This is a genomic window from Streptomyces sp. NPDC040545 (genome assembly GCF_055595065.1).
In genome coordinates this window covers 300,836-324,349 of sequence record NZ_JBVIWA010000005.1, presented here as the reverse complement: position 1 = coordinate 324,349, position 23,514 = coordinate 300,836, and the positions used below count along the sequence as shown (strand labels likewise).

The following is a 23,514-nucleotide window of genomic DNA, read 5'->3' as shown; positions in this document are numbered from 1 at the left end:
ACAGTTAACGTGACACTGCTATTCGAATCGACGTAAGGATCCAATGACCTCCTCTTCTTCCCCTTCCCAGGACGCGCGGGACGCACAGGACGTGCGGGACTCGCAGAGCTTCACCGAGAGCCTTCGGGCCGATGCCCTGATGGAAGAGGACGTCGCCTGGAGCCACGAGGTCGACGGAGACCGGGACGGCGAGCAGTTCGAACGCTCCGAGCGCGCGGCCCTGCGCCGCGTGGCCGGCCTCTCCACCGAGCTGGAAGACGTCACCGAGGTCGAGTACCGGCAGCTGCGCCTGGAGCGCGTCGTACTGGTCGGTGTCTGGACCTCCGGCACGGTGAACGACGCGGAGAACTCCCTCGCGGAGCTCGCCGCCCTCGCGGAGACGGCGGGTGCCCTCGTACTCGACGGTGTGATCCAGCGCCGTGACAAGCCGGACCCCGCCACCTTCATCGGTTCGGGCAAGGCGCGCGAGCTGCGTGACATCGTCATGGAGAGCGGCGCCGACACCGTCGTGTGCGACGGTGAGCTCAGCCCCGGCCAGCTCATCGCCCTCGAAGACGTCGTCAAGGTCAAGGTGGTCGACCGGACCGCGCTGATCCTCGACATCTTCGCCCAGCACGCCAAGTCCCGAGAGGGCAAGGCGCAGGTCGCACTCGCGCAGATGCAGTACATGCTGCCGCGACTGCGCGGCTGGGGTGCCTCGCTGTCCCGCCAGATGGGCGGCGGCGGCGGTGGCGGCATGGCCACCCGAGGCCCCGGTGAGACCAAGATCGAGACCGACCGGCGACGGATCCGCGAGAAGATGGCGAAGATGCGCCGGGAGATCGCGGAGATGAAGACCGGCCGTGACATCAAGCGGCAGGAACGGCGCCGCAACAAGGTGCCCTCGGTCGCCATCGCCGGTTACACCAACGCGGGCAAGTCCTCGCTCCTCAACCGCCTCACGGGCGCGGGCGTGCTGGTGGAGAACGCGCTGTTCGCCACCCTCGACCCGACCGTGCGCCGGGCCGAGACGCCGAGCGGCCGGGTCTACACCCTGGCCGACACGGTCGGCTTCGTCCGGCACCTGCCCCACCACCTGGTCGAGGCGTTCCGCTCCACGATGGAGGAGGTCGGGGACTCCGACCTGATCCTGCACATCGTGGACGGTTCGCACCCGGCGCCGGAGGAGCAGCTGGCGGCGGTGCGCGAGGTGATCCGCGAGGTCGGCGCGGTGAACGTGCCCGAGATCGTCGTGATCAACAAGGCGGACGCCGCAGATCCGCTCGTGCTGCAGCGGCTGCTGCGGATCGAGCGGCACTCCATCGCCGTTTCGGCGCGGACGGGCATGGGCATCGAGGAACTCCTCGCGCTCATCGACTCCGAGCTGCCGCGGCCCGAGGTCGAGGTGGAGGCCATGGTGCCGTACACGCGCGGCTCGCTGGTCGCCAAGGCGCACGCCGAGGGCGAGGTGATCTCCGAGGAGCACACCCCGGACGGCACCCTGCTCAAGGCACGGGTCCACCAGGAACTGGCGGCGGACCTGGCGCCCTACGCGCTGGCGAAGCGCTGAGCGTGCCCGACGGCTTGAGAGTCTGACCGCTCGAGAGTTTGACGGCTTGCGAGTTTGACGGCTTGACGGCTGAGGCCCCCCTGCGGTGCAGGGGGGCCTCAGCCGTTCGGTCACGCTCAGGGTCCGGGGCTACTCGATCCGCTCGAACTACTTGAACTTGGCGCTGACGGCGTCGAAGATGCCCTTCGCCTCCGGCCCCAGCCGGGGTCCGGCCAGCCAGCCCGCCTTGGCCGGGCCGATCGAGGTGTTCGACACCAGCGCCGGCTTGCCGTCGGATCCCGCCGTGACCCAGCCGCCACCGGAGGCACCGCCGGTCATGGTGCAGCCGATGCGGTACATCACCGGGTCGTTCGCGCTCAGGGACAGCCGGCCCGGCCTGTCCGTGCACTGGAAGGCGCGCTGGCCGTCGAAGGGAGCCGCCGCCGGGTAGCCCGTCGCCGTGATGCTCGCGACCTTCGGCACGGCCTGCGCGTTGAACTCCACCGGGAGCGCCGAACCGACCGTCTCCTCCAGGGACTTGGTGCTGCCCTTCTCGGGCGCCACGTGCAGCACCGCGAAGTCGTAGGGGGCACCCGCGCCACCGGTCGGACCGCCGGTCGCGATCCACTGGTCGGAGGTCTGCGCCCAGTCGCTCCACCAGACGCCGTACGGGGCCACCGTCTCGCGGGGCGCGCCCTTGAGCTGCGCCGACGGCTTGCCCGCGTTGTTGTAGGACGGGACGAAGGCGATGTTGCGGTACCAGCCGCCGGCCTTGCCCGCGTGGACGCAGTGGCCCGCGGTCCAGACCATGTTGGACTTGCCGGGGTGGGCGGGGTCCTTGATCACGGTCGCCGAGCAGACCATCGAGCCCTCGGGGCCGTCGAAGAACACCTTGCCGGACGCCGGAACGCTCGTGTGGTAGGGCGGGGTGGCCTGCTTGGCCGCCACCGGAGCCGGGGTCGGGTCGGTGACACCCTGGTCCTTGCCCGCGTCGGGGTCGACGGCCGGGCGCTGCGGCTGCTCGGCGTCACGCATGCGGTCCGGGTCCCACAGGCCCTCGATGACCGGGTTGATGTAGTCGCCCGCCTCGCGGAGCCAGTCCTCCTTCTTCCAGTTCTTCCACTCACCCCCCTTCCACTTCTCCAGGTCTATTCCGTGCTCCTTGAGCTTGTCCTTGAGCTGGTCCGGGATCTTGATCCCCTCCTGGCCCGGCAGGCTCGCGGCCACGGTCGGCTTGGCGTCGCCGCCGGCCTCCCCGTCGCCGGGGCCGCAGGCAGCCGCGGTCAGCGCGAGCGTGGCCGCGCACAGAATCGCGGTGACCGGTCGGTTCGGTCGCATGTCGTTCGTCCCCCTGGGAGTTCGAGGAGTGGAGTAGCCCCCCACTATGCCGCTGTCGCCGAGGACGACACAGGCCGGGGCTGTGGTTCCTGGCGCTCTCCCCTTGCGGGACAAGGATCTTGAGTCAACCCGTGATCCCTCGCCGTCACCGTCGTTGGTACGTACGGGGGATGGGGGAGCAGCGTTCATGTTCGAGACGCAATCCGGAAGAGCAATCAGTGCGGGAGGACCGACACTCGTGGCTGTCACCGAGCCGGTCGCGGCGGCGGCCGCGACAGAGATCCCGCCTCAAGTGCCGCCGCAGGGAAGCCGGGGACCGGGTCCGGACGCCGCGAGCGCCCCGAGTGCTGCGAGCGCCCCGAGTGTCGCGGACGGGCCGAGTGTCGCGGACGGGCCGAGTGTCGCGGACGGGCCGGGCGGCCCGGGCGTGAGCGGTGGGCCGGGGGGTCCCGCCGCCCCCGAAGGCATCCTGCGCAGACAGGCACAGCGGGAGTCCGCCGCCCGGACGTACGCTCGCTCGCTGCCCATCGTCCCGGTGCGGGCCCGTGGGCTGACCATCGAGGGCGCCGACGGGCGGCGTTACCTCGACTGCCTCTCCGGTGCCGGCTCGCTCGCCCTCGGGCACAACCACCCGGTGGTGCTCGAAGCCATCCGCGGCGTCCTCGACTCGGGCGCCCCGCTGCACGTGCTGGACCTCGCGACCCCCGTCAAGGACGCCTTCACCACCGAGCTGTTCGCCAACCTGCCGCCCGCGCTGGCCGCCGACGCGCGCATCCAGTTCTGCGGCCCGGCCGGTACGGACGCCGTGGAGGCCGCCCTCAAACTGGTGCGCACCGCGACCGGACGCCCCGGGCTGCTCGCCTTCACCGGGGCCTACCACGGGATGACCGCCGGGGCCCTGGACGCGTCGGGGGGTGCCCCCGGGGTACGGGTGACCCGGCTGCCGTACCCGCAGGACCTGCGCTGCCCGTTCGGCGTCGGCGGCCCCGAGGGAGCCGAACTCTCCGCGCGCTGGACGGAGAACCTGCTGGACGACCCGAAGGGCGGGGTGCCCGCCCCCGCCGGCATGATCGTCGAACCCGTGCAGGGAGAGGGCGGGGTGATCCCCGCCCCGGACCCCTGGCTGCGCCGGATGCGCGAGATCACCACGGCGCGCGGGATCCCGCTGATCGCCGACGAGGTGCAGACGGGCGTCGGCCGGACCGGTGCCTTCTGGGGAGTCGACCACGCCGGGGTCGTGCCCGACGTCATGGTCCTCTCCAAGGCGATCGGCGGCAGCCTCCCGCTCGCCGTGATCGTGTACCGGGCGGGCCTGGACGTCTGGGCCCCCGGAGCGCATGCCGGCACCTTCCGCGGCAACCAGCTCGCCATGGCCGCCGGCGCCGCCACGCTCGCCTTCGTCCGCGAGAACCGGCTCGCCGAGCGCGCCGCAGCCCTGGGGGGACGGATGCTGGCAGCCCTGCACGGCCTGGCCTGCAGCCATCCCTGCATCGGAGAGGTACGCGGCCGGGGCCTGATGATCGGCGTCGAACTCGTCGACCCCGACACCGGGGCTGCCGCACCGTCCCTCGCCGCCGCCGTCCGCCAGGAGTGCCTGGACCGCGGCCTGATCGTCGAGCTCGGCGGCCGTCACGGCGCCGTGGTGCGCCTCCTTCCCCCGCTGACCCTGACCGACGAGCAGGCCGCGGCGGTCCTCGACCGCCTGGCCGACGCCATCCCGGCCGCCGCCCGCCGGACCCACTGACCCGCACCCCGAGGACCCGCGATGCCAGACCCGCACCAGTCCACCCCCATCACGGAGACCCAGCCGCTGTCTTGCGACCGGCCGGCCCCACCGCCGGGACCGGCCCAGGCGCAGCCGCGGCCGCTCCCGGACCACGAGGCGGCCGTCGCCCCGGGGCAGCCGTCACCGCCGCCCGGCACCGCGGCGCCGCTACGGGAGGCCGCGGAGCCGCCGCACCCGACGCCCCGGCTCGACGTGCCCGAGGCGCAGGGCCCGGGTTCCGCGGTCAGCCCGCCGACCCGGTCCGCATCCGCGGAGGAGGCATCGACCCCGACCCCGACCCCACCCCCGGCCGGAATGCCGCCCCACGCCGACGGCGCCACGGCCGAGCAGCCGCAGCCGGGCCCGGCGGGGGCACCCGGAGCACCGGCCGAGCAACTCCCCCCGGCAGCCACGGCCACCACCGGGACCGGTGCCGGGGCTACGGCCACGGTGCCGCGGCAGAAGGACGGCACACCCCGGCCCCGTTCCGGATGGACGAGCCCCCTGCGGCTGGAGCCGACCACCCTGCCCGACCTCCTGAACCACCCCGACCCGGCCGTCGCCGCCGAGGCCGCGGCGGTGGAGAACCTGCTCCGCTGCTGGGTCCGCGAATCCGGTCTCGGCCGTCCCGACGGCCCCGCCGGTACCCCCCTGCGTATCCCCCTTCCCGCTTCCGGCACCGCCCTGCTCGTCCCTGTCCGCCACTGGTCCCATGCCGGCTGGCACCGATTCGGTGCGGTCCGGCTCGAAGGCACGACCGCTGCCGCGCCCTCCCTCGACGCCGTCACCATCGCCGCGCTCATCGCCCGTGAGGGCACGAGCGGTGGCCGAGGCGCCGCCGACCTCGTCGGCCGGGTCGCCGACTCGGTGCGCCGTACCGCCGAATTCATCGCCGACCGGCGGGAACGCCCCTTGGCCCCGGCCCCCGTAGGCGGTGACCGATTCCTCACCGCCGAACAGGCGCTCCTCCTCGGTCACCCCCTCCAGCCGGACCCGAAGAGCCGCGAAGGACTCTCCGAGGCCGAGGTACGCCGCTACTCACCCGAACTCCACGGCTCCTTCCCCCTGCACTGGTTCGCGGTCGAACCCGCGGCTCTCGCGAGCGAATCGGCCTGGACCGAGAGCGGCCGCCCCGTCTCCGCCCCACAGCTCCTCGGCCGGCTCGCCCCCGGGCTCCCACTGCCCCACGGCACCACCCCCCTTCCCCTACACCCCTGGCAGGCCCGCGACCTGCTCCAGCGCCCCGCCGTCACCGCCCTCCGTGACGCGGGACTTCTGCACGACCTGGGCGCGCACGGCGAGCCCTGGTACCCCACCTCCTCCGTCCGCACCGTCCACCGCCCGGGCGCCCCCGCGATGCTCAAGCTCTCCCTGGGCCTGCGCATCACCAACTCCCGCCGCGAGAACCTCCGCAAGGAACTCCACCGCGGCGTCGAGGTGCACCGGCTGCTCCGCACCGGCCTCGCCGAGCAGTGGCAGGCGTCCCACCCCGCCTTCGACATCGTCCGCGACCCCGCCTGGGTCGCCGTGGACGCCCCGGACGGCACCCCCGTGCCCGGACTCGACGCCCTGCTGCGCCACAACCCCTTCCGTTCGGGCGACGACCCCGTCTGTATCGCCGCACTCACCGCTCCCCGCCCGTGGCCCGGCCGGACCACCATGAGCTCCCGCCTCGCCGAGCTCGTCACCGGGCTCGCCACCGCCACCGGCCACACCACGTCCGCCGTCGCCGCCGAGTGGTTCCTGCGCTACCTCGACCACGTGGTGCTGCCGGTCCTCGCCTTCGACGCGCTCGCCGGTATCGCCCTCGAAGCGCACCAGCAGAACACCCTGGTGCTCCTCGACCCGGCCGGCTGGCCGATCGGCGGCCGCTACCGCGACAACCAGGGCTACTACTTCCGCGAATCGCGCCGCGCGGAACTGGAGCACCGGCTCCCCGGCATCGGAAGCGCCAGCGACACCTTCGTCTCCGACGCCGTCACCGACGAACGCTTCGCCTACTACCTCGGCATCAACAACGTGCTCGGCCTCATCGGTGCCTTCGGATCCCAGCGGCTCGCGGACGAGCGGGTCCTCCTCGCCGCCTTCCGCCGCTTCCTCGCCAAGGCCGCGGGCCTCGGCCCGCTCCCCGCACGGCTGCTCGACTCGCCCACCCTGCGCTGCAAGGCGAACCTGCTCACCCGCCTGGGCGGTCTCGACGAGCTGGTCGGCCCCGTCGACACCCAGTCCGTCTACGTCACCATCACCAACCCCCTTCACGATTGACGCGTCGGCGCCGACGCGGAGAAGAGCCCCCGATGCCCTCCACCGACACCTCAGCCCCAGCTCCGGCCGCCGGATCCGTCCACAGCCCCCGCACCGCCACCGGCGTCCTCGAAGTTGCCGGCCGAAGGCGCGAAGAACGCCTCGACGCACAGCTGTTGCCTCTGCTCGCGGAGGCCGACCTGCTCGATTCCCCCGCCATCTGGGGCAGCGTCACCACACCCGCCGGAGCCTTCCGCCTCGAACCCGTGCGGCCACGCCGTGACCTGGAGCTCCTCACCGGCTGGATGAACGACCCCGAGGTGGCCACCTACTGGGAGCTCGCGGGCCCCGCAGCGGTCACCGCCGACCACCTCCGGGCCCAGCTCGACGGCGACGGCCGCAGCATCCCCTGCCTCGGCCTCCTCGACGGCACGCCGATGAGCTACTGGGAGATCTACCGGGCCGACCTCGACCCGCTCTCCGGGCACTACCCGGCGCGCCCCCACGACACGGGTATCCACCTGCTCATCGGAGACGGCACGAACCGCGGCAGGGGACTGGGAACAGCTCTGCTGCGCGCCGTCGCCGACCTGGTCCTCGGCAACCGCCCCCGCTGCACACGCGTCGTCGCGGAACCGGACATCCGCAACACCCCCTCCGTATCAGCCTTCCTGAACTCCGGTTTCCGCTGCTCCGCGGAAATCGACCTTCCCGAGAAGCGGGCCGCCCTGATGATCCGGGAGCGGGTGCTGCGCAATCTCCTCTGAGTGCCGCCCCGCACACCCCGACCGTCGTCGGCAGCTTCGCACCTCTCCCTTCGATAACTCTGCGTAGTCAAGCAAAGTTCCCGACCTCCGAGGAGTCACGTGCCGAACTTCCCCGCGGCCCCCGACGCGCCCGACCCCACCGTGCCACCGTCGCCCCAGCACCCCTGCACGCCGCCCGAACTCAACCGTGCGACCTGGGACTTAGCCGCCCGCCGGCTGCTCGCCAAGATGCTCGGCGAGTTCGCCTACGAGGAGATCATTCGCCCCGTCCCCGCACCGGCCGCCGCCGGGGACGCCTGGACCCTGACCCTCGACGACGGAAGCAGCCTCGGCTTCCGCGCCCGCCGGCGCTCGTACGGCAGCTGGCACGTCACCCCGGACACGATCACCCTGACCCCACCGGCACCGGCACCGGCACCGACCTCACCGCCCTCACCGACCATGCCGGGCGACCTCGGGAGCCCGACCGCCTTCGGGGACCCGTACGCCTTCCTCATCCAGGCCCGCACCCTCCTCGGCCTCGACGGACCCACCCTCGGTCACCTCGTCCGCGAGCTCAGCGCCACCCTCACCGCCGACGCCCGGCTCGACCACACCGCACTCACCGCCGATGCCCTCGCCGACCTCGATTATGCCGCCCTCGAAGGCCACCAGACCGGCCACCCCTGGCTCGTCCCCAACAAGGGCCGCATCGGACTCTCCGCCTCCGACACCGCCGCCTGGGCCCCCGAGGCCCGCACCCGCCAGCGGCTGCCCTGGCTCGCCGCCCACACCTCGCTCGCCGAGTACCGCGGGACCGCCGGCCTGGAGGACCCCGCCCGCCTCTACACCGCCGAGCTCGACCCCGTCACCCGGGCCTCCTTCGACCGGTCCCTGCGCGGCCGCGGCCTCGACCCGCTCCACTACCTCTACCTCCCGGTCCACCCCTGGCAGTGGGACGAGGTCGTCCTCCCCCTCTTCGCCCCGGCCCTCGCCACCGGCGCCCTGGTACCCCTCCCCGCCGACCCCGACGTGCGTCTCCCGCAGCAGTCCGTCCGCACCTTCCTCAACCTCAGCCGGCCCGACCGGCACAGCGTCAAACTCCCGCTCTCCGTCTTCAACACCATGGTCTGGCGCGGACTGCCCGGCGACCTCGCGCTCGCGGCCCCCGCCGTCACCGCCTGGATCCACTCCCTCCGCGACGGCGACCCCTTCCTCCGCGACGAGTGCCGGGTCGTCCTGCTCGGCGAGGTCGCCTCCGTCACCGTCCGCCACCCCGTCTACGACGTGCTCCCCGAGGTGCCGTACCAGTACAAGGAGCTCCTCGGCGCGATCTGGCGCGAGCCTCTGACCGGCCTGCTGGCACCCGGCGAGCGCGCCCGCACGCTCGCCTCCCTCCTCCACACCGACCCGCGCGGCCGGTCCTTCACCGCCGAGCTCGTCGCCCGGTCCGGACTGACCCCCACCGGCTGGCTGCAGCGCCTCTTCGCCGCCCTCCTGCCCCCGCTGCTCCGCTTCCTCTACCGCTACGGCACCGTTTTCTCCCCGCACGGCGAGAACGCCATCGTGATCTTCGACGAGCAGGACGTCCCGGTCCGGCTCGCGGTCAAGGACTTCGTGGACGACGTCAACATCACCGACGAGCCGCTCCCCGAGCTGGAGTCCCTGCCCGACGAGGTCCGAGCGGTCCTGCTCACCGAGCCCGCCGACTTCCTGCCCCAGTTCATCCACTCCGGGCTGTTCGTCGGCGTCTTCCGCTACCTCTCGGCCCTGTGCGAGGAGGGCCTCGGCGTCCCGGAGAGCGAGTTCTGGTCCCTCGTACGGGCGGAGATCCTGCGGCACCAGACCCGCTTTCCGGAGCTCAAGGACCGCTACGAGCTCTTCGACCTGCTCGGCGAACGCATCGGACGGCTCTGCCTCAACCGGAACCGGCTCTACGAGGACGGCTACCGCGACCGCCCCGACCGCCCGCACGCCGTCCAGCACGGAACCGTACCCAACCCTCTGTACCGGCCATGATTGCTCGGCGGTGTGCTCGCTGTCAGTGCGGCCCCGTAGGGTTGGCAGTGCTATGACGACACCCTCCCTCACCGACCTGCTGCACGCCGCCGTCTCCGCCGTCGGCGGCACGGAGCGCCCCGGCCAGGTGGCCATGGCCGAAGCCGTCGCCGAAGCGATCGACGACAACTCCCACCGGCTGATCCAGGCCGGTACCGGTACCGGTAAGTCCCTCGGCTATCTGGTTCCGGCCCTCGCGCACGGCGAGCGCGTGGTCGTCGCCACGGCGACCCTCGCCCTCCAGCGGCAGCTCGTCGAACGCGATCTGCCACGGACGGTGGAGGCACTGCACCCGCAGCTGCGCCGCCGCCCTCAGTTCGCCATGCTCAAGGGCCGGTCCAATTACCTGTGCCTGCACCGTCTGCACGAGGGCGCTCCGCAGGACGAGGAGGACGGCCTCTTCGACCAGTTCGAGGCGGCCGCGCCCACCAGCAAGCTCGGTCAGGACCTGCTGCGCATGCGCGACTGGGCCGACGAGACCGAGACCGGCGACCGCGACGACCTGATCCCGGGTGTCTCGGACAAGGCCTGGTCGCAGATCTCCGTCTCCTCCCGCGAATGCCTGGGTGCGACGAAGTGCGCGTACGGCGCCGAGTGCTTCGCGGAGGCCGCCCGGGAGCGGGCCAAGCTCGCGGACGTGGTCGTCACCAACCACGCCCTGCTCGCCATCGACGCCATCGAAGGCGCCCCCGTGCTGCCGCAGCACGAGGTGCTGATCGTGGACGAGGCCCATGAGCTGGTCTCCCGGGTGACCGGGGTCGCCACCGGCGAGCTCACCCCGGGCCAGGTCAACCGGGCCGTGAAGCGTGCCGCCAAGCTGGTCGACGAGAAGACCGCGGACTCCCTGCAGACCGCCTCCGAAACCTTCGAGCGGGTCATGGAGCTGGCGCTCCCGGGCCGGCTGGAGCAGATCCCCGAGGACCTCGGCTACGCGCTGATGTCCCTGCGGGACTCCGCGCGCAATGTGATCTCGGCGATCGGCGCGACCCGGGACAAGTCCGTCCACGACGAGGACGCGGTGCGCAAGCAGGCGCTGGCCGCGGTGGAGAGCATCCACGGGGTGGCGGAGCGGATCACCAACGGCTCCGAATACGACGTGGTCTGGTACGAGCGCCACGACCGCTTCGGCGCCACCCTCCGGGTCGCGCCCCTGTCGGTGTCCGGCTTGCTGCGCGAGAAGCTGTTCGAGGACCGCTCCGTGGTCCTGACCTCCGCCACGCTCAAGCTGGGCGGCGACTTCAACGGAGTCGCGGCCTCCCTGGGGCTGTCCCCCGAGGGGGTCGAGGGCGATGACGTACCCGTCTGGCGCGGCCTCGACGTCGGCTCGCCCTTCGACTACCCCAAGCAGGGCATCCTCTACGTCGCCAAGCACCTGGCCACGCCGGGCCGCGAGGGGACCCGCGGCGACATGATGGACGAGCTCGCCGAGCTGATCGAGGCGGCCGGCGGCCGCACCCTCGGTCTCTTCTCCTCCATGCGCGGTGCCAAGGCGGCCGCCGAAGAGCTGCGCGGCCGGCTCGACAACCCGATCCTGCTCCAGGGCGAGGAAACCCTCGGCGAGCTGATCAAGTCCTTCGCCGCCGACCCGAAGACCTGCCTGTTCGGGACGCTGTCGCTCTGGCAGGGCGTGGACGTGCCCGGTCCCAGCTGCCAGCTCGTGGTCATGGACCGGATCCCCTTCCCGCGCCCCGACGACCCGCTGATGAGCGCCCGCCAGAAGTCGGTCGAGGAGCACGGCGGCAACGGCTTCATGGCCGTGGCCGCCACGCATGCCGCACTTCTGATGGCGCAGGGCGCTGGCCGTCTCGTACGGGCCTCGGGTGACCGGGGGGTCGTCGCGGTCCTGGACCCCCGGCTGGCGACGGCCCGGTACGGGAGCTTCCTGCGGGCCACGCTCCCGGACTTCTGGTACACCACGGACCGCAATCAGGCCCGCCGCTCGCTCGCCGCGATCGACGCTGCCGCTCAGGCTGACGGCAAGTAGTTCTCGGGGGCACGAGCGGCGTCGAGCCGCACGGAACAGAACAACCCCCGGAACCGGCGCAGTGGGTCCCGGGGGCTGTATGGGGGCGGCGGGGGTCAGACCCGACGCAGTACTGCGACGACCTTGCCGAGGATCGTCGCCTCGTCGCCGGGGATCGGCTGGTAGGCGGCGTTGTGCGGAAGGAGCCAGACGTGGCCGTCCTCGCGCTTGAAGCGCTTGACCGTGGCCTCGCCGTCGAGCATCGCGGCGACGATGTCACCGTTCTCCGCGACCGGCTGACGACGGACCGTGACCCAGTCGCCGTCACAGATGGCGGCCTCGATCATCGAGTCGCCGACGACCTTGAGCACGAAGAGCTCGCCGTCGCCGACCAGCTGGCGGGGAAGCGGGAAGACGTCCTCGACCGACTCCTCGGCGAGGATCGGGCCGCCGGCCGCGATCCGGCCGACCAGGGGAACGTAGGAGGCGGCGGGCTTGCCGGTGGTGTCGGTGGGCTGCGAGCTCGGCTGGTCGGATCCGCGCACCTCGTAGGCCCGGGGGCGGTGCGGGTCACGGCGCAGGAAGCCCTTGCGCTCCAGAGCCATCAGCTGGTGGGCGACCGACGAGGTGCTGGACAGGCCGACCGCCTGGCCGATCTCCCGCATCGACGGCGGGTAACCCCGCCGCTGCACGGAGTCGCGAATGACCTCGATGACCCTCCGCTGCCGGTCCGTGAGCCCTGAGCTGTCGGCGCGGATGCCTGGAGGTCGACCTGGCAGCGAGCGTGCGGGTCGTACTACGGGTTCCGCATCCGGGTTCAGGTTTGCGTCGTTCATGGCATGCACCGGCTCGAGTCGGCTCTGGGAGCGGTTCTGGGCAGTGATGGCGGCACTGTCTGCGGTGGTGGTCACGTCGGCCCCTCTCGAAATGTTCTCCCTAGCTGGACAACGGTAGTAGCTTTCGAAAGGTTGCGCCAAACACACGTTCGAGTGAAAAATCGCAGATCGCCCTGTGTGGATATATCAAGGGGTGTATGGACGATCGGTTCGCCGAACGCGGGTTCGGCTCGGCATCCGCCGCTTACGGTACCCTTCCCGGTCGGATCGCCGCCTTTCGGGCCTGCGTCCAGTGTGGCATCGGAAGACCCCGTGTCCGCCCATCGGACGCCGCGACACGCGGAGCCGCGTAAATCCGCCACAACCCAAGATCTAGTGGTTGGATGAGCGCTGCCACCCAGAGGTTGTGGTCCTCGGGTCTTCCGAGGGCCGCGTCATCGCATATGCTGGTGGCTGCTTCACGAGCCCCCGACGGAGTCCGCCTCCGTCTTTCGGGGGCCTCCGTGGGGTGATTCGGTCGTGCCAAATGGGAGGGTGAGGGAACCATGCACTGCCCCTTCTGCAGGCACCCCGACAGCCGTGTCGTCGACAGTCGCACCACGGACGACGGCACATCGATCCGCAGGCGCCGCCAGTGCCCCGACTGCTCCCGTCGATTCACGACGGTGGAGACGGCCTCGCTGATGGTGATCAAGCGCAGCGGAGTGACGGAACCCTTCAGCCGCACCAAGGTCATCTCCGGCGTGCGCAAGGCGTGCCAGGGGCGGCCGGTCACCGAGGACGCCCTCGCCAAGCTCGGCCAGCGGGTCGAGGAGGCGCTGCGCGCCACCGGGAGTGCCGAGCTGACCACCCATGACGTGGGTCTGGCCATACTCGGCCCGTTGCAGGAGCTCGACCTGGTCGCGTACCTGCGCTTCGCCTCCGTTTACAAAGCTTTCGACACCCTTGAAGACTTCGAGACCGCCATCGCGGAACTCCGCGTGCCGCGGTCTCATCCTGAAGAGTGCGAGTGCGGTGGGACCGCCCAGGTCCCCGTGCCCGCCTCCGCCGCCGACTGACCGGACCACCCGTGCCGGGGCGCTCACGCGCCGTGGCACGGCCGGTCGGCCAGGCGAAGAGACGCAGATACAAGACACAGCACCGTGCCGCGGAATATCGATGGCACTTTAGGGCGTTTTTGCCCGCATATGGGAGGAAGCGGCATGACAGAGACGGCGAGCGGCTCGGCACGTGGTTCCCGCGCCAAGGGGACCAAGGCTGCCAAGGGCGGCCTGCGTATCGAGCGCATCCACACCACCCCGGGCGTGCACCCCTACGACGAGGTGAGCTGGGAGCGCCGTGACGTCGTCATGACCAACTGGCGCGACGGCTCGGTCAACTTCGAGCAGCGTGGTGTCGAGTTCCCCGACTTCTGGTCGGTGAACGCGGTCAACATCGTCACCAGCAAGTACTTCCGCGGCGCGGTCGGCACCCCGCAGCGGGAGACCGGTCTCAAGCAGCTGATCGACCGGATCGTGAAGACCTACACGAAGGCCGGCGAGGACTTCGACTACTTCTCGTCGCCCGCCGACGCGGAGATCTTCGAGCACGAGCTGACCTACGCGCTCCTGCACCAGATCTTCAGCTTCAACTCCCCGGTGTGGTTCAACGTCGGTACGCCCCAGCCGCAGCAGGTCTCCGCCTGCTTCATCCTGGCCGTCGACGACTCCATGGAGTCGATCCTCGACTGGTACAAGGAAGAGGGCATGATCTTCAAGGGCGGCTCCGGCGCCGGCCTGAACCTCTCCCGCATCCGCTCCTCCAAGGAGCTCCTCTCCTCCGGCGGCAACGCCTCCGGCCCGGTCTCCTTCATGCGCGGCGCCGACGCGTCCGCAGGAACGATCAAGTCGGGCGGCGCCACCCGCCGCGCGGCCAAGATGGTCGTCCTGGACGTGGACCACCCGGACGTCGAGGCCTTCATCGAGACCAAGGTGAAGGAGGAGGAGAAGATCCGCGCCCTGCGCGACGCGGGCTTCGACATGGACCTGGGCGGCGACGACATCACGTCCGTCCAGTACCAGAACGCCAACAACTCCGTCCGCGTGAACGACGAGTTCATGACGGCCGTCGAGAACGGCACCGAGTTCGGCCTGCGTGCCCGTATGACCGGTGAGGTCATCGAGAAGGTCGACGCCAAGGCGCTCTTCCGCAAGCTCGCCGAGGCCGCGTGGGCCTGCGCCGACCCGGGCATCCAGTACGACGGTGTGATCAACAACTGGCACACCTGCCCCGAGTCCGGCCGGATCACCGCGTCGAACCCGTGCAGCGAGTACATGCACCTGGACAACACGTCCTGCAACCTCGCCTCGCTCAACCTGATGAAGTTCCTGAACGACGACGGCAAGGGCAACCAGTCCTTCGACGCCGAGCGCTTCGCCAAGGTCGTCGAACTCGTCATCACCGCGATGGACATCTCCATCTGCTTCGCGGACTTCCCGACGCAGAAGATCGGCGACAACACCCGCGCCTTCCGCCAGCTGGGCATCGGCTACGCCAACCTCGGCGCCCTGCTGATGGCCACCGGCCACGCGTACGACTCCGACGGCGGCCGCACCCTCGCCGCGTCGATCACCTCGCTGATGACCGGTACCGCGTACAAGCGCTCCGCCGAGCTGGCCGCCATCGTCGGCCCGTACGACGGCTACGCCCGCAACGCCGAGTCCCACAAGCGCGTCATGAAGCAGCACGCCGACGCCAACGCCGTCGCGCCGCGCACCGACGACCTGGACAACAGCATCTGGGCCGCGGCCACCGAGGCCTGGCAGGACGTTCTGCGCCTCGGCGAGAAGAACGGCTTCCGCAACTCCCAGGCCTCCGTCCTTGCGCCGACCGGCACCATCGGCCTCGCGATGTCCTGCGACACCACCGGTGTCGAGCCGGACCTGGCCCTGGTCAAGTTCAAGAAGCTCGTCGGCGGCGGCTCGATGCAGATCGTCAACGGCACCGTTCCGCAGGCCCTGCGCCGCCTGGGTTACCAGGAGGAGCAGATCGAGGCGATCGTCTCCCACATCGCCGAGCACGGTGTGGTCGTCGACGCCCCGGGTCTGAAGACCGAGCACTACTCGGTGTTCGACTGCGCCATGGGCGAGCGCTCCATCTCCGCGATGGGCCACGTCCGCATGATGGCCGCGATCCAGCCCTGGATCTCCGGCGCGATCTCGAAGACGGTCAACATGCCGGAGACGGCGACCGTCGAGGAGATCGAGGAGATCTACTTCGAGGCGTGGAAGATGGGCGTCAAGGCGCTCGCGATCTACCGCGACAACTGCAAGGTGGGCCAGCCCCTCTCCGCCAAGAAGAAGGAGGCGGAGAAGGAAGAGGTCACCGTCAAGACGGAGGAGACCATCCGCGCCGCCGTCGAGAAGGTCATCGAGTACCGCCCCGTCCGCAAGCGCCTCCCCAAGGGCCGCCCGGGCATCACCACCTCCTTCACGGTCGGTGGCGCCGAGGGCTACATGACGGCGAACTCCTACCCGGACGACGGCCTGGGCGAGGTCTTCCTGAAGATGTCCAAGCAGGGCTCGACCCTCGCGGGCATGATGGACGCCTTCTCGATCGCCGTCTCGGTCGGTCTGCAGTACGGCGTTCCGCTGGAGACCTACGTCTCGAAGTTCACGAACATGCGCTTCGAGCCGGCCGGCATGACGGACGACCCGGACGTGCGGATGGCGCAGTCGATCGTCGACTACATCTTCCGCCGCCTGGCGCTGGACTTCCTGCCCTTCGAGACCCGCTCGGCCCTCGGCATCCACACCGCCGAGGAGCGCCAGCGTCACCTGGACACCGGTTCCTACGAGCCGCTCGACGACGAGCTGGACACCGAGTCCCTGACGCAGGCGACTCCGCTGGCCGCGGTCCCGTCGGCCCCGAAGCCGGTCGCGGCCGTCCCCGTCCCGGCCCCGAAGACGGCGCACAGCAATGCCGAACTGGTCGAGATGCAGCTCGGCGTCTCCGCCGACGCCCCGCTCTGCTTCTCCTGCGGTACGAAGATGCAGCGAGCCGGCTCCTGCTACATCTGCGAGGGCTGCGGCTCGACGAGCGGCTGCAGCTGATCATGACGCCCTGCGGGGCGTGAGGTAGCGGTTCAGGTGGGGTGTTCGCGGTGACGCGGACACCCCACCGCGCATTTCACCAACGCTGGGTCGCCTCCGGTGCACACGCGGCCGAGCCGGTCGGGCCCGGCAGGGCCGGCCGTGCGGCTACTCGGCGTTTTCGGCCGCCGCGATGGCCCGCTTCAGAGTCCGGCGGGCCTGTGCCAGCTCCTCCGCGCGCCGGTCGAGCTGGGTGAGCTGTGCGCGCAGCTTGTCCAGCACTCCCGGGCACGGGCGCAGCGAGCCGTCCGTGAGGGCGCAGGGCAGCACCTGCCGGATCAGGCTGGTGGACAGCCCGGCCGCCAGCAGGGCGCGGATCTGACCGACCGTCCGCTCGGCGGCGTCGTCGTACTCGCGGTATCCGTTGGCCCGACGGGTCGATGTGAGAAGGCCGACGCGTTCGTAGTACCGGAGCAGACGCTCGCTCGTCCCGGTCCGTTTGGCCAGCAGGCCGATCAGCATTGCTTCTCCCCGGAGCTTGACCTTGCCATCGTGTCAACGTTGAACGATGGGACCCGGCGGCAGCATTCCGCTGCCTACACCGGTCCTGACCAGGAGAATCCGTTGATCATCGATGCGCACAGCCATGTCCACGACCCTGTGCACCGTCACATCGCCCTGCTGGACGAGGCAGGAGTGGACCGCGCGGTGCTCTTCAGCACTCGGCCCCACCCCGAGCGGGCCACCGATCTGGCTTCCTTCCGGCGCGAGATGAGTGTGCTGGACGAGACGGTCGGCGGACGTGCCGGCGGTCCGGACGGCCACCGGGCCGCGGGGGAGGAACTCGCGGCGGCGTGTGCGGCGCACCCCGATCGCTTCATCGGCTTCGGCAAGGTCCGGCTGGATCAGCCGGCCGAGCAGATCGAGGCGGATGTCGAGCGGGACGTCATCGGCCGGGGCTTCCGGGGTATCGGTGAGCTGACCCCGCCGCCGGGTCGGGCGGACCGGATCGAGCCGGTCCTGCGAGCGGCCGCCGATCACGGTGGGCTGCCGGTGGTCGTGCACGGGTTCACACCGACCACGGCGGGAGACCTGGCCACTCTGGCCGGACTTGCGCGCAAACACCCGTCCGTCCCCCTGGTGATCAGCCAACTCGGCGGACCGAACTGGCTGACGGCCATAGAGCTGGCCCGGGAGACCCCGAACCTGTACCTGGAACTGTCGACGGCCGGCGTCGTCTTCGCGGTGCGGCTGGCGATCGACGAGGTGCCCGACCGCACCTTGTTCGGTTCGGACGCGCCGTACGGCGATCCGTTCCTCGCTCGGGCCACCGTCGAACGCGTCACGAGGCCGGGCATGCTGCGCGATCGCGTTCTGGGTGGCACCCTCGCGGAACTGCTCGGTCTTTGACCACCGGTACCGCGGGCACGGGTCAGTGGGGGATGCGGCGGGACGGACGGGTGTTTCGGCGTCGGCAAGGCGGTCGAAAAGTGGGTTGGAGTGCAGGGCCGTCATGGTGATCATTGAGTGGGGCGTGTGTGACAGCGCCTGCGGATTTCACGGCAGTGCGGTGGCCGACGAGGCGGGGGAACGGGGAGATGGTCAGTCATGTGGAGCGGTGACGAGCTGGACCTGGACGCGTATCTGGACCGGATCGGATATCAGGGGGACCGAGGGCCGTCCGGGGAACTCCGGCCGGACCTCCGCACGTTGTACGCAGTGCACCGCGCCCATACCGCCGCCATCACCTTCGAGAGCCTGGACGTCCTGCTCGGCCGCCCCGTCGCGCTGGACCTCAAGTCGATCGAGGACAAGCTCGTGCACGGCCGCCGCGGCGGCTACTGCTACGAGCAGAACTCGCTGCTGGCCGCCGCTCTGGAGCGGATCGGCTTCGAGGTCTCCGGGCGTGGTGCCCGCACCCGCACCCGCGGGGACTCCGTCCTCGCGGTGACACACGCCGTCCTCGTCGTCACCGTCGAGGGTGAACCGTGGCTGTGCGACGCCGGGTTCGGGTTCCAGGGGCCCCGGGAGCCGGTGCTGCTGGGACGGCCGGGCGCCGAGGTGCGGCAGGGCGAGTGGACGTACCGCGTCCGCGAGGAGGAGGACGGCGTCCTCGTGCTGTGCCTGCTGCGCGGCGACACCTGGCGGGACCTGTACGCCTTCTCCCCGCAGCGCTACCACCCCGTCGACTACGTCGTACTCAACCACTACAGCTCAAGCCACCCCACCTCCTCCTTCATGGGGCGGCTGATCGTCCAGCGCCCGGGCGACGGCGTCCGCCAGGCGCTCGTCGGGCGGGAACTGACCCGGCTGCACCCCGACGGCCGGGCCGAGCAGGAGATCGTCGGCCCGGACGGGCTGCTCGCCGTGCTCGACCGGGAGTTCGGGCTTCGGCTGCCCGATCGGGACGCGGCGGAACTGGTGCGGATCCACCGCGCCGAGGACTGACCGGGGCCGCGCCTGGCCCGTACGATGGCGCAGTGCTGGTCAAGTGGATTCGCTGCACGGTGACGGACCGACGCGGGTTCGAGCGCGGTCAGCGAAAATGGGCGGGGCTGCCGGGTGAGCCGGGATTCCGGGGGCAGGGCGGCGGCTGGAGCCGGGGCCGGCAGGGGGTCGCGCATGTCTTCGCGTTCTGGGAGAGCCGGTCCTTCTACGACTCCTTCATGGCCCGCTCGCACGACCGGCTGGCCGCCTCCCAGAACGGCACCTACACCGATCTGCGGGTCACCCTCTTCGACCACCGCTTCGACGTGAAGACCGGCTTCGAGCCGCGCTTCACCGATGCCGACGTCGTACGGGTCGCGCACACGCGGGTCCGGGAGGGCCGGGTCGACCACTTCGCCCTCATGCAGGAGAAGGTGTGGAACCCGGCGATGGCGGGCTCGCCCGGCATGGTCCGCGGCCTCTTCGGGGAGGCCCCGGGCCGGGAGTTCCTGGTGCTCTCGATGTGGCACGCCGCCGCCGAGCACGGCAAGTACCGCCAGGAGCGGGTCGAGCGGCTCTCCCTGCGCGCCCAGATCCAGGCCGATGTCGAGGCCCTCACCGGCGATGTCGTCGACCTCGAACCCTCCTGGACGGTATGACCGTACGACGATCGCCGGGGACCGGTCGGCGTGGCCGGTCTGCGGGCCGCCCGGTCGCCGAATAGGCTCGTGGAATGGTTCGACCACGGCGCATCGTCCTTGTCCGGCATGGGGAATCGGAAGGGAACGCCGACGACTCCGTGTACGAGCGGGCGCCCGACCACGCCCTGCGGCTGACCCCTACCGGGCGCGAGCAGGCGTCGGCGGCAGGCGTCCGGCTGCGCGAGCTCTTCGGCGACGAGACGATCAGCGCGTACGTCTCCCCCTACCGCCGCACCCTGCAGACCTTCCGGGAGCTCCGGCTGGACCCGACGCGGGTGCGGATGCGCGAGGAGCCGCGCCTGCGCGAGCAGGACTGGGGAAACTGGCAGGACCAGAACGACGTACGGCTGCAGAAGGCGTACCGGGACGCGTACGGCCACTTCTTCTACCGGTTCGCGCAGGGCGAGTCGGGGGCCGACGTGTACGACAGGGTCGGGTCCTTCCTGGAAAGTCTCTACCGCAGTTTCGAGGCCCCCGACCATCCCGAGAACGTGCTGCTGGTGACGCACGGGCTGACGATGCGGCTGTTCTGCATGCGCTGGTTTCACTGGTCCGTGGCCGAATTCGAGGCCCTGTCCAATCCGGGCAACGGCGAATTCCGGGTGCTCCTGCTCGGCCCGGACGGCCGGTACCGGTTGGACCGCCCGTTTGAGCGGTGGACCACACCCGAGCCTTATGACCTGGACGGCTAGAGTGGCCCGCGATGACGCCTGATTCCACTCCCGAACGGCGCTACGCGCGCGCCATGGCCAGCCTCCGAGGGCTGGCGCTGGGGGACGCCCTCGGCTCCCAGTACTTCGTCCCCGTGAACTACCCGCTGCTCAAACGGCGTGAGCTGCCCACCGGCGCCGAGGCGTGGCAGTGGACCGACGACACCGAGATGGCCTGCTCGGTGGTGGCCGTGCTGGCAGACCACGGGCGGATCGACCAGGACGCGCTCGCGAGTTCCTTCGCCCACCACCACGACTTCGACCGTGGTTACGGGCCGGCGGTGAACCGGATGCTGCGTCTGGTGCGGGAGGGGCAGGACTGGCGCACGCTGGCCGCCGAACTGTTCAACGGGCAGGGCTCGTGGGGCAACGGCGCCGCGATGCGCATCGCACCGCTCGGTGCCTGGTACGCCGACGACCCGGAGCAGGCCACCCACCAGGCGGAGATCTCCGCCTACACCACCCACCAGCACCGCGAGGCCGTGTGCGGGGCGATGGCCGTCGCGGCTGCGGCGGCACTGGCAGCGGGCACCGACGGCCCGCCGAAGGCCGCCGACCTGCTGGACGGGGTGATCGCACTGGTGCCGCGCAGCGCTGTGGGCGCGGGGCTGCGGCGCGCGCGGGACATGCTGGACTACGGCGACGCCACCACGGTCGCGGCGGTCCTGGGCTGCGGACGGCGCACGAGCGCGCACGACACCGTGCCGTTCGCCCTGTGGTCGGCGGCGCGGGCGCTGGACGACTACGAGCGGGCGTTCTGGACCACCGCGCAGGTGGGCGGGGACGTCGACACGACCTGCGCGATCGTCGGCGGGGTGCTGGGCGCGCGTGGTGACGCCGTGCTGCCGGCCGCGTGGCTGGCGCGTACCGAGGCACTGCCGGCCTGGCTGCCCGAGGTCGCGGCGGGCTGACGCCCGTGGACCGATCCGGCGGGAAGCCGGGGAGTCGGTGCGGGCCGGGGCGCATCGGTCTTTCAGGCGTGTGCGGAGCGGTCGAGGCGTCCGGGGCCTCGGGCGCGTCCCTGGCGCGCGCTGAAATGCCTCCCTCCGATTGTCACGGTCCTGCCACAGCACTCTTTTGATCCTGTTCAAAACCGCATCGCACCGGCCTACCCTGTCCGCATCGCCGCCCCGACCTGAACTCCGGGGGCGGCCGACAGGGGAGGGAACCCGATGTCAGAGAAAAACACCGGCGGGGCGGACGAAGCCCGGACGGACGACGCGGTCAACGCAGAGGCCCCGGCCGGGGATTCGCCCGCGAGGCCGGATCCGGCCGACGGCAGACACACCGGCGCGGCCGGCCCACCGGCGGGGGCGCAGGCCGGTCCTCGGCCGACGGCGCAGGCCGGTCCTCGGCCGGGGGCGTGGGCCGGCGCAGCGCCCGGGAACCCCTGGCAGGTGCAGCAACGCTCGGCCGCGCCCTCCTGGGCCACCCTGGTGCGCCCCGCCGAGGCCGCCCCCATCCGGACCGCGACCCTCGTCGCCGTCCTCGCCTCCGGTCTCGCCACGGCGCTGCTGCTCGGCGACGGTATGGGCCCCGGCCTGCTGCTCGCCGTGGTGCCCGCCGTCGTCGCGGCGTACGTCGCCTCCCGCGCGGCCCGCCGCAGCGCCCGCCCCTGGACCGTGGCCTGGGTGATCGGCTGTCTCGCCCTGCTCGCCGTACCGGCCCTGCGCGACTCCGCCTGGCCGGCCACACTGGCGATCCTGTCCGCCGTCCTGCTGGGCGCGCTGGCCCTGCACGGCAGCCGCACCTGGCCGGGCGTCCTGCTCAGCCCGCTCGGCTTCCTCGACGCCGCCGTGTCCGGGATCGGCTGGCTGCTGACCGGGCTGCGCTCACGTGGCGGGGTCAGCAAGGACCGCTGGCTGCCCGTCGCCAAGGCGGCGGGTGTGGCCGTCGTCCTGCTGCTGCTCTTCGGCACGCTGTTCGCCTCCGCCGACGCGGCCTTCGCCGATCTGCTGGGCGACCTGCTGCCCGACGTGTCGGTCGAGGACGGGCCCATCCGGTTCATGCTCTTCCTCCTCGGCACCGTGCTCGCGCTCGCCGCGGCCCGTACCGCCGCGGCCCCGCTGCGCTGGGACCGGATCAAGGTGGCCCCGGGCAAGCCGCGCTCGCGCGTCGAATGGGCCCTTCCGCTCATCCTGCTCAACCTGCTCTTCGCCGGCTTCAACGCCGTCCAGCTGGCCGTCCTGTTCGGCGGCTACGACAAGGTCCTGCGGAGCACCGGCCTCACCTACGCCGAGTACGCCCGCCAGGGCTTCTGGCAGCTGCTCTGGGCCACCCTGCTCACCCTCGCCGTGATCGCGCTCGCCCTGCGCTGGGCCCCGCGCTCCGGAGCGGGCGACCGCCGCTTCGTCCGGGTCGTCCTCGGCGTGCTGTGCGCGCTGACGCTGGTCGTCGTCGCCGCCGCGCTGCGCCGGATGGACCTCTACGTGGAGGCGTACGGGCTGACCAGGCTGCGCGTCTCGGTGGCCGCGATGGAGCTGTGGCTGGGGCTGGTCATCGTGCTGATCATGGCCGCCGGGCTGTTCGGTGGACGCTGGCTGGCCCGCGCGTTCGCGGCCAGCGCGGCCGCGGCCGTCCTGGCCTTCGGCCTGCTCTCCCCGGACGGGATGGTCGCCGAGCGCAACGTGGCCCGCTTCGAGGCGGACGCGAAGATCGACCTCTCTTACTTCCAGTCCCTGTCGGCGGACGCCGTTCCCGCCCTCGACCGGCTGCCCGAGCCGCAGCGGTCCTGCGCCCTGCGCGGGATCAACGACGAGATGGCCAAGGCCGGGGACATCCCCTGGTACGCGATGAGCCTGGGCGAATACCAGGCCCGGCAGATCCTGCGCGAGCGTCCGGTGACCGCCTCGTACGAGGCCTGCTCGCGCCTGGGCGCCTTCGGCAGCCGAGTCGAGTACTAGGCCCTGTCGTCAAAGTCCCGTCGGGCCCGCGACGCCCGGCACCGCACCTCGCTGCGTTGTCGGAGCGCCCGAGTACGTCCAGTACACGGGCGCCCCTCCGCCTTGCGATGCACGGCACCGGACGCCGCGGGCCTTACCGACGCCACTTTGACGACAGGACCTAGGGGCGTCTTGCCGCTCAGGCCGGGCACGGGGATCGTTCCCCGCGCCCGGCCCCGGCCCCGT

Annotated in this window: 17 protein-coding genes; 14 read left to right on the top strand and 3 right to left on the bottom strand. The window is 71.4% G+C overall.

Features of this window, described 5'->3' with window-relative positions; all coding sequences use genetic code 11:
• Positions 1–43 precede the first annotated feature (43 nt).
• Complete coding sequence (hflX, locus tag ACZ573_RS13820) at positions 44–1,549, top strand: GTPase HflX (protein ID WP_301365963.1); 1,506 nt, start codon at positions 44–46, stop codon at positions 1,547–1,549.
• A gap of 147 nt (positions 1,550–1,696) precedes the next feature.
• Here hflX and ACZ573_RS13815 read toward each other — a convergent pair whose 3' ends face one another.
• On the bottom strand, positions 1,697–2,866 hold the full coding sequence (locus ACZ573_RS13815) for a trypsin-like serine peptidase (protein ID WP_471303199.1): 1,170 nt from the start codon (positions 2,864–2,866) through the stop codon (positions 1,697–1,699).
• 187 nt (positions 2,867–3,053) lie between these two features.
• Between ACZ573_RS13815 and ACZ573_RS13810 the strand changes: the two genes are divergently transcribed.
• The 5 genes from ACZ573_RS13810 to ACZ573_RS13790 all read left to right on the top strand — a co-directional run bounded on the left by ACZ573_RS13810 (position 3,054) and on the right by ACZ573_RS13790 (position 11,663).
• A complete protein-coding gene (locus tag ACZ573_RS13810) occupies positions 3,054–4,610 on the top strand; it encodes a diaminobutyrate--2-oxoglutarate transaminase family protein (protein WP_471303197.1) in 1,557 nt (518 codons plus the stop codon).
• A gap of 336 nt (positions 4,611–4,946) precedes the next feature.
• Positions 4,947–6,896 (top strand): IucA/IucC family protein, encoded by a 1,950-nt coding sequence (locus tag ACZ573_RS13805; protein ID WP_471303331.1) that lies wholly within the window; start codon positions 4,947–4,949, stop codon positions 6,894–6,896.
• A gap of 32 nt (positions 6,897–6,928) precedes the next feature.
• The gene (locus tag ACZ573_RS13800; protein WP_471303194.1) at positions 6,929–7,642 is read left to right on the top strand and encodes a GNAT family N-acetyltransferase; all 714 of its coding nucleotides are present in this window, start codon (positions 6,929–6,931) and stop codon (positions 7,640–7,642) included.
• 99 nt (positions 7,643–7,741) lie between these two features.
• Positions 7,742–9,640, top strand: coding sequence for an IucA/IucC family protein (locus tag ACZ573_RS13795; protein ID WP_471303192.1), 1,899 nt, complete (start codon positions 7,742–7,744; stop codon positions 9,638–9,640).
• A gap of 52 nt (positions 9,641–9,692) precedes the next feature.
• A complete protein-coding gene (locus ACZ573_RS13790; protein ID WP_471303189.1) occupies positions 9,693–11,663 on the top strand; it encodes an ATP-dependent DNA helicase in 1,971 nt (656 codons plus the stop codon).
• Between the two features lie 95 nt (positions 11,664–11,758).
• On the opposite strand, the gene lexA is transcribed toward ACZ573_RS13790, so the two are convergent.
• Positions 11,759–12,553: a transcriptional repressor LexA gene (lexA, locus tag ACZ573_RS13785; RefSeq protein ID WP_030713361.1), complete on the bottom strand. Its 795-nt coding sequence runs from the start codon at positions 12,551–12,553 to the stop codon at positions 11,759–11,761.
• Positions 12,554–13,023: 470 nt separating this feature from the next.
• Here lexA and nrdR point away from each other — a divergent pair, with 470 nt between their 5' ends.
• Both nrdR and ACZ573_RS13775 read left to right on the top strand, forming a co-directional pair.
• On the top strand, positions 13,024–13,536 hold the full coding sequence (gene nrdR, locus ACZ573_RS13780; protein WP_471303185.1) for a transcriptional regulator NrdR: 513 nt from the start codon (positions 13,024–13,026) through the stop codon (positions 13,534–13,536).
• Between the two features lie 144 nt (positions 13,537–13,680).
• Positions 13,681–16,569, top strand: coding sequence for a vitamin B12-dependent ribonucleotide reductase (locus ACZ573_RS13775; protein WP_471303182.1), 2,889 nt, complete (start codon positions 13,681–13,683; stop codon positions 16,567–16,569).
• A gap of 147 nt (positions 16,570–16,716) precedes the next feature.
• Here the strand turns inward: ACZ573_RS13775 and ACZ573_RS13770 are convergent, their stop codons facing one another.
• A complete protein-coding gene (locus ACZ573_RS13770; protein WP_471303179.1) occupies positions 16,717–17,070 on the bottom strand; it encodes a MerR family transcriptional regulator in 354 nt (117 codons plus the stop codon).
• Positions 17,071–17,172: 102 nt separating this feature from the next.
• On the opposite strand from ACZ573_RS13770, the gene ACZ573_RS13765 reads away from it, so the two are divergent.
• The 6 genes from ACZ573_RS13765 (at position 17,173) to ACZ573_RS13740 (ending at position 23,289) form a co-directional block, all read left to right on the top strand.
• Positions 17,173–17,958, top strand: coding sequence for an amidohydrolase family protein (locus tag ACZ573_RS13765; protein WP_471303176.1), 786 nt, complete (start codon positions 17,173–17,175; stop codon positions 17,956–17,958).
• 198 nt (positions 17,959–18,156) lie between these two features.
• Positions 18,157–18,996, top strand: a complete 840-nt coding sequence (locus ACZ573_RS13760; protein ID WP_471303173.1) for an arylamine N-acetyltransferase family protein — start codon at positions 18,157–18,159, stop codon at positions 18,994–18,996.
• Positions 18,997–19,028: 32 nt separating this feature from the next.
• On the top strand, positions 19,029–19,634 hold the full coding sequence (locus ACZ573_RS13755; RefSeq protein WP_030008846.1) for a YdbC family protein: 606 nt from the start codon (positions 19,029–19,031) through the stop codon (positions 19,632–19,634).
• A gap of 74 nt (positions 19,635–19,708) precedes the next feature.
• Positions 19,709–20,368 carry a histidine phosphatase family protein gene (locus tag ACZ573_RS13750; protein ID WP_471303171.1) on the top strand — a complete coding sequence of 220 codons (660 nt, stop codon included), beginning with the start codon at positions 19,709–19,711 and terminating at the stop codon, positions 20,366–20,368.
• A gap of 11 nt (positions 20,369–20,379) precedes the next feature.
• Positions 20,380–21,297 (top strand): ADP-ribosylglycohydrolase family protein, encoded by a 918-nt coding sequence (locus ACZ573_RS13745; protein ID WP_471303169.1) that lies wholly within the window; start codon positions 20,380–20,382, stop codon positions 21,295–21,297.
• A 486-nt stretch (positions 21,298–21,783) separates the two neighbouring features.
• Positions 21,784–23,289, top strand: a complete 1,506-nt coding sequence (locus ACZ573_RS13740) for a DUF4153 domain-containing protein (protein ID WP_471303167.1) — start codon at positions 21,784–21,786, stop codon at positions 23,287–23,289.
• Positions 23,290–23,514: the final 225 nt, after the last annotated feature.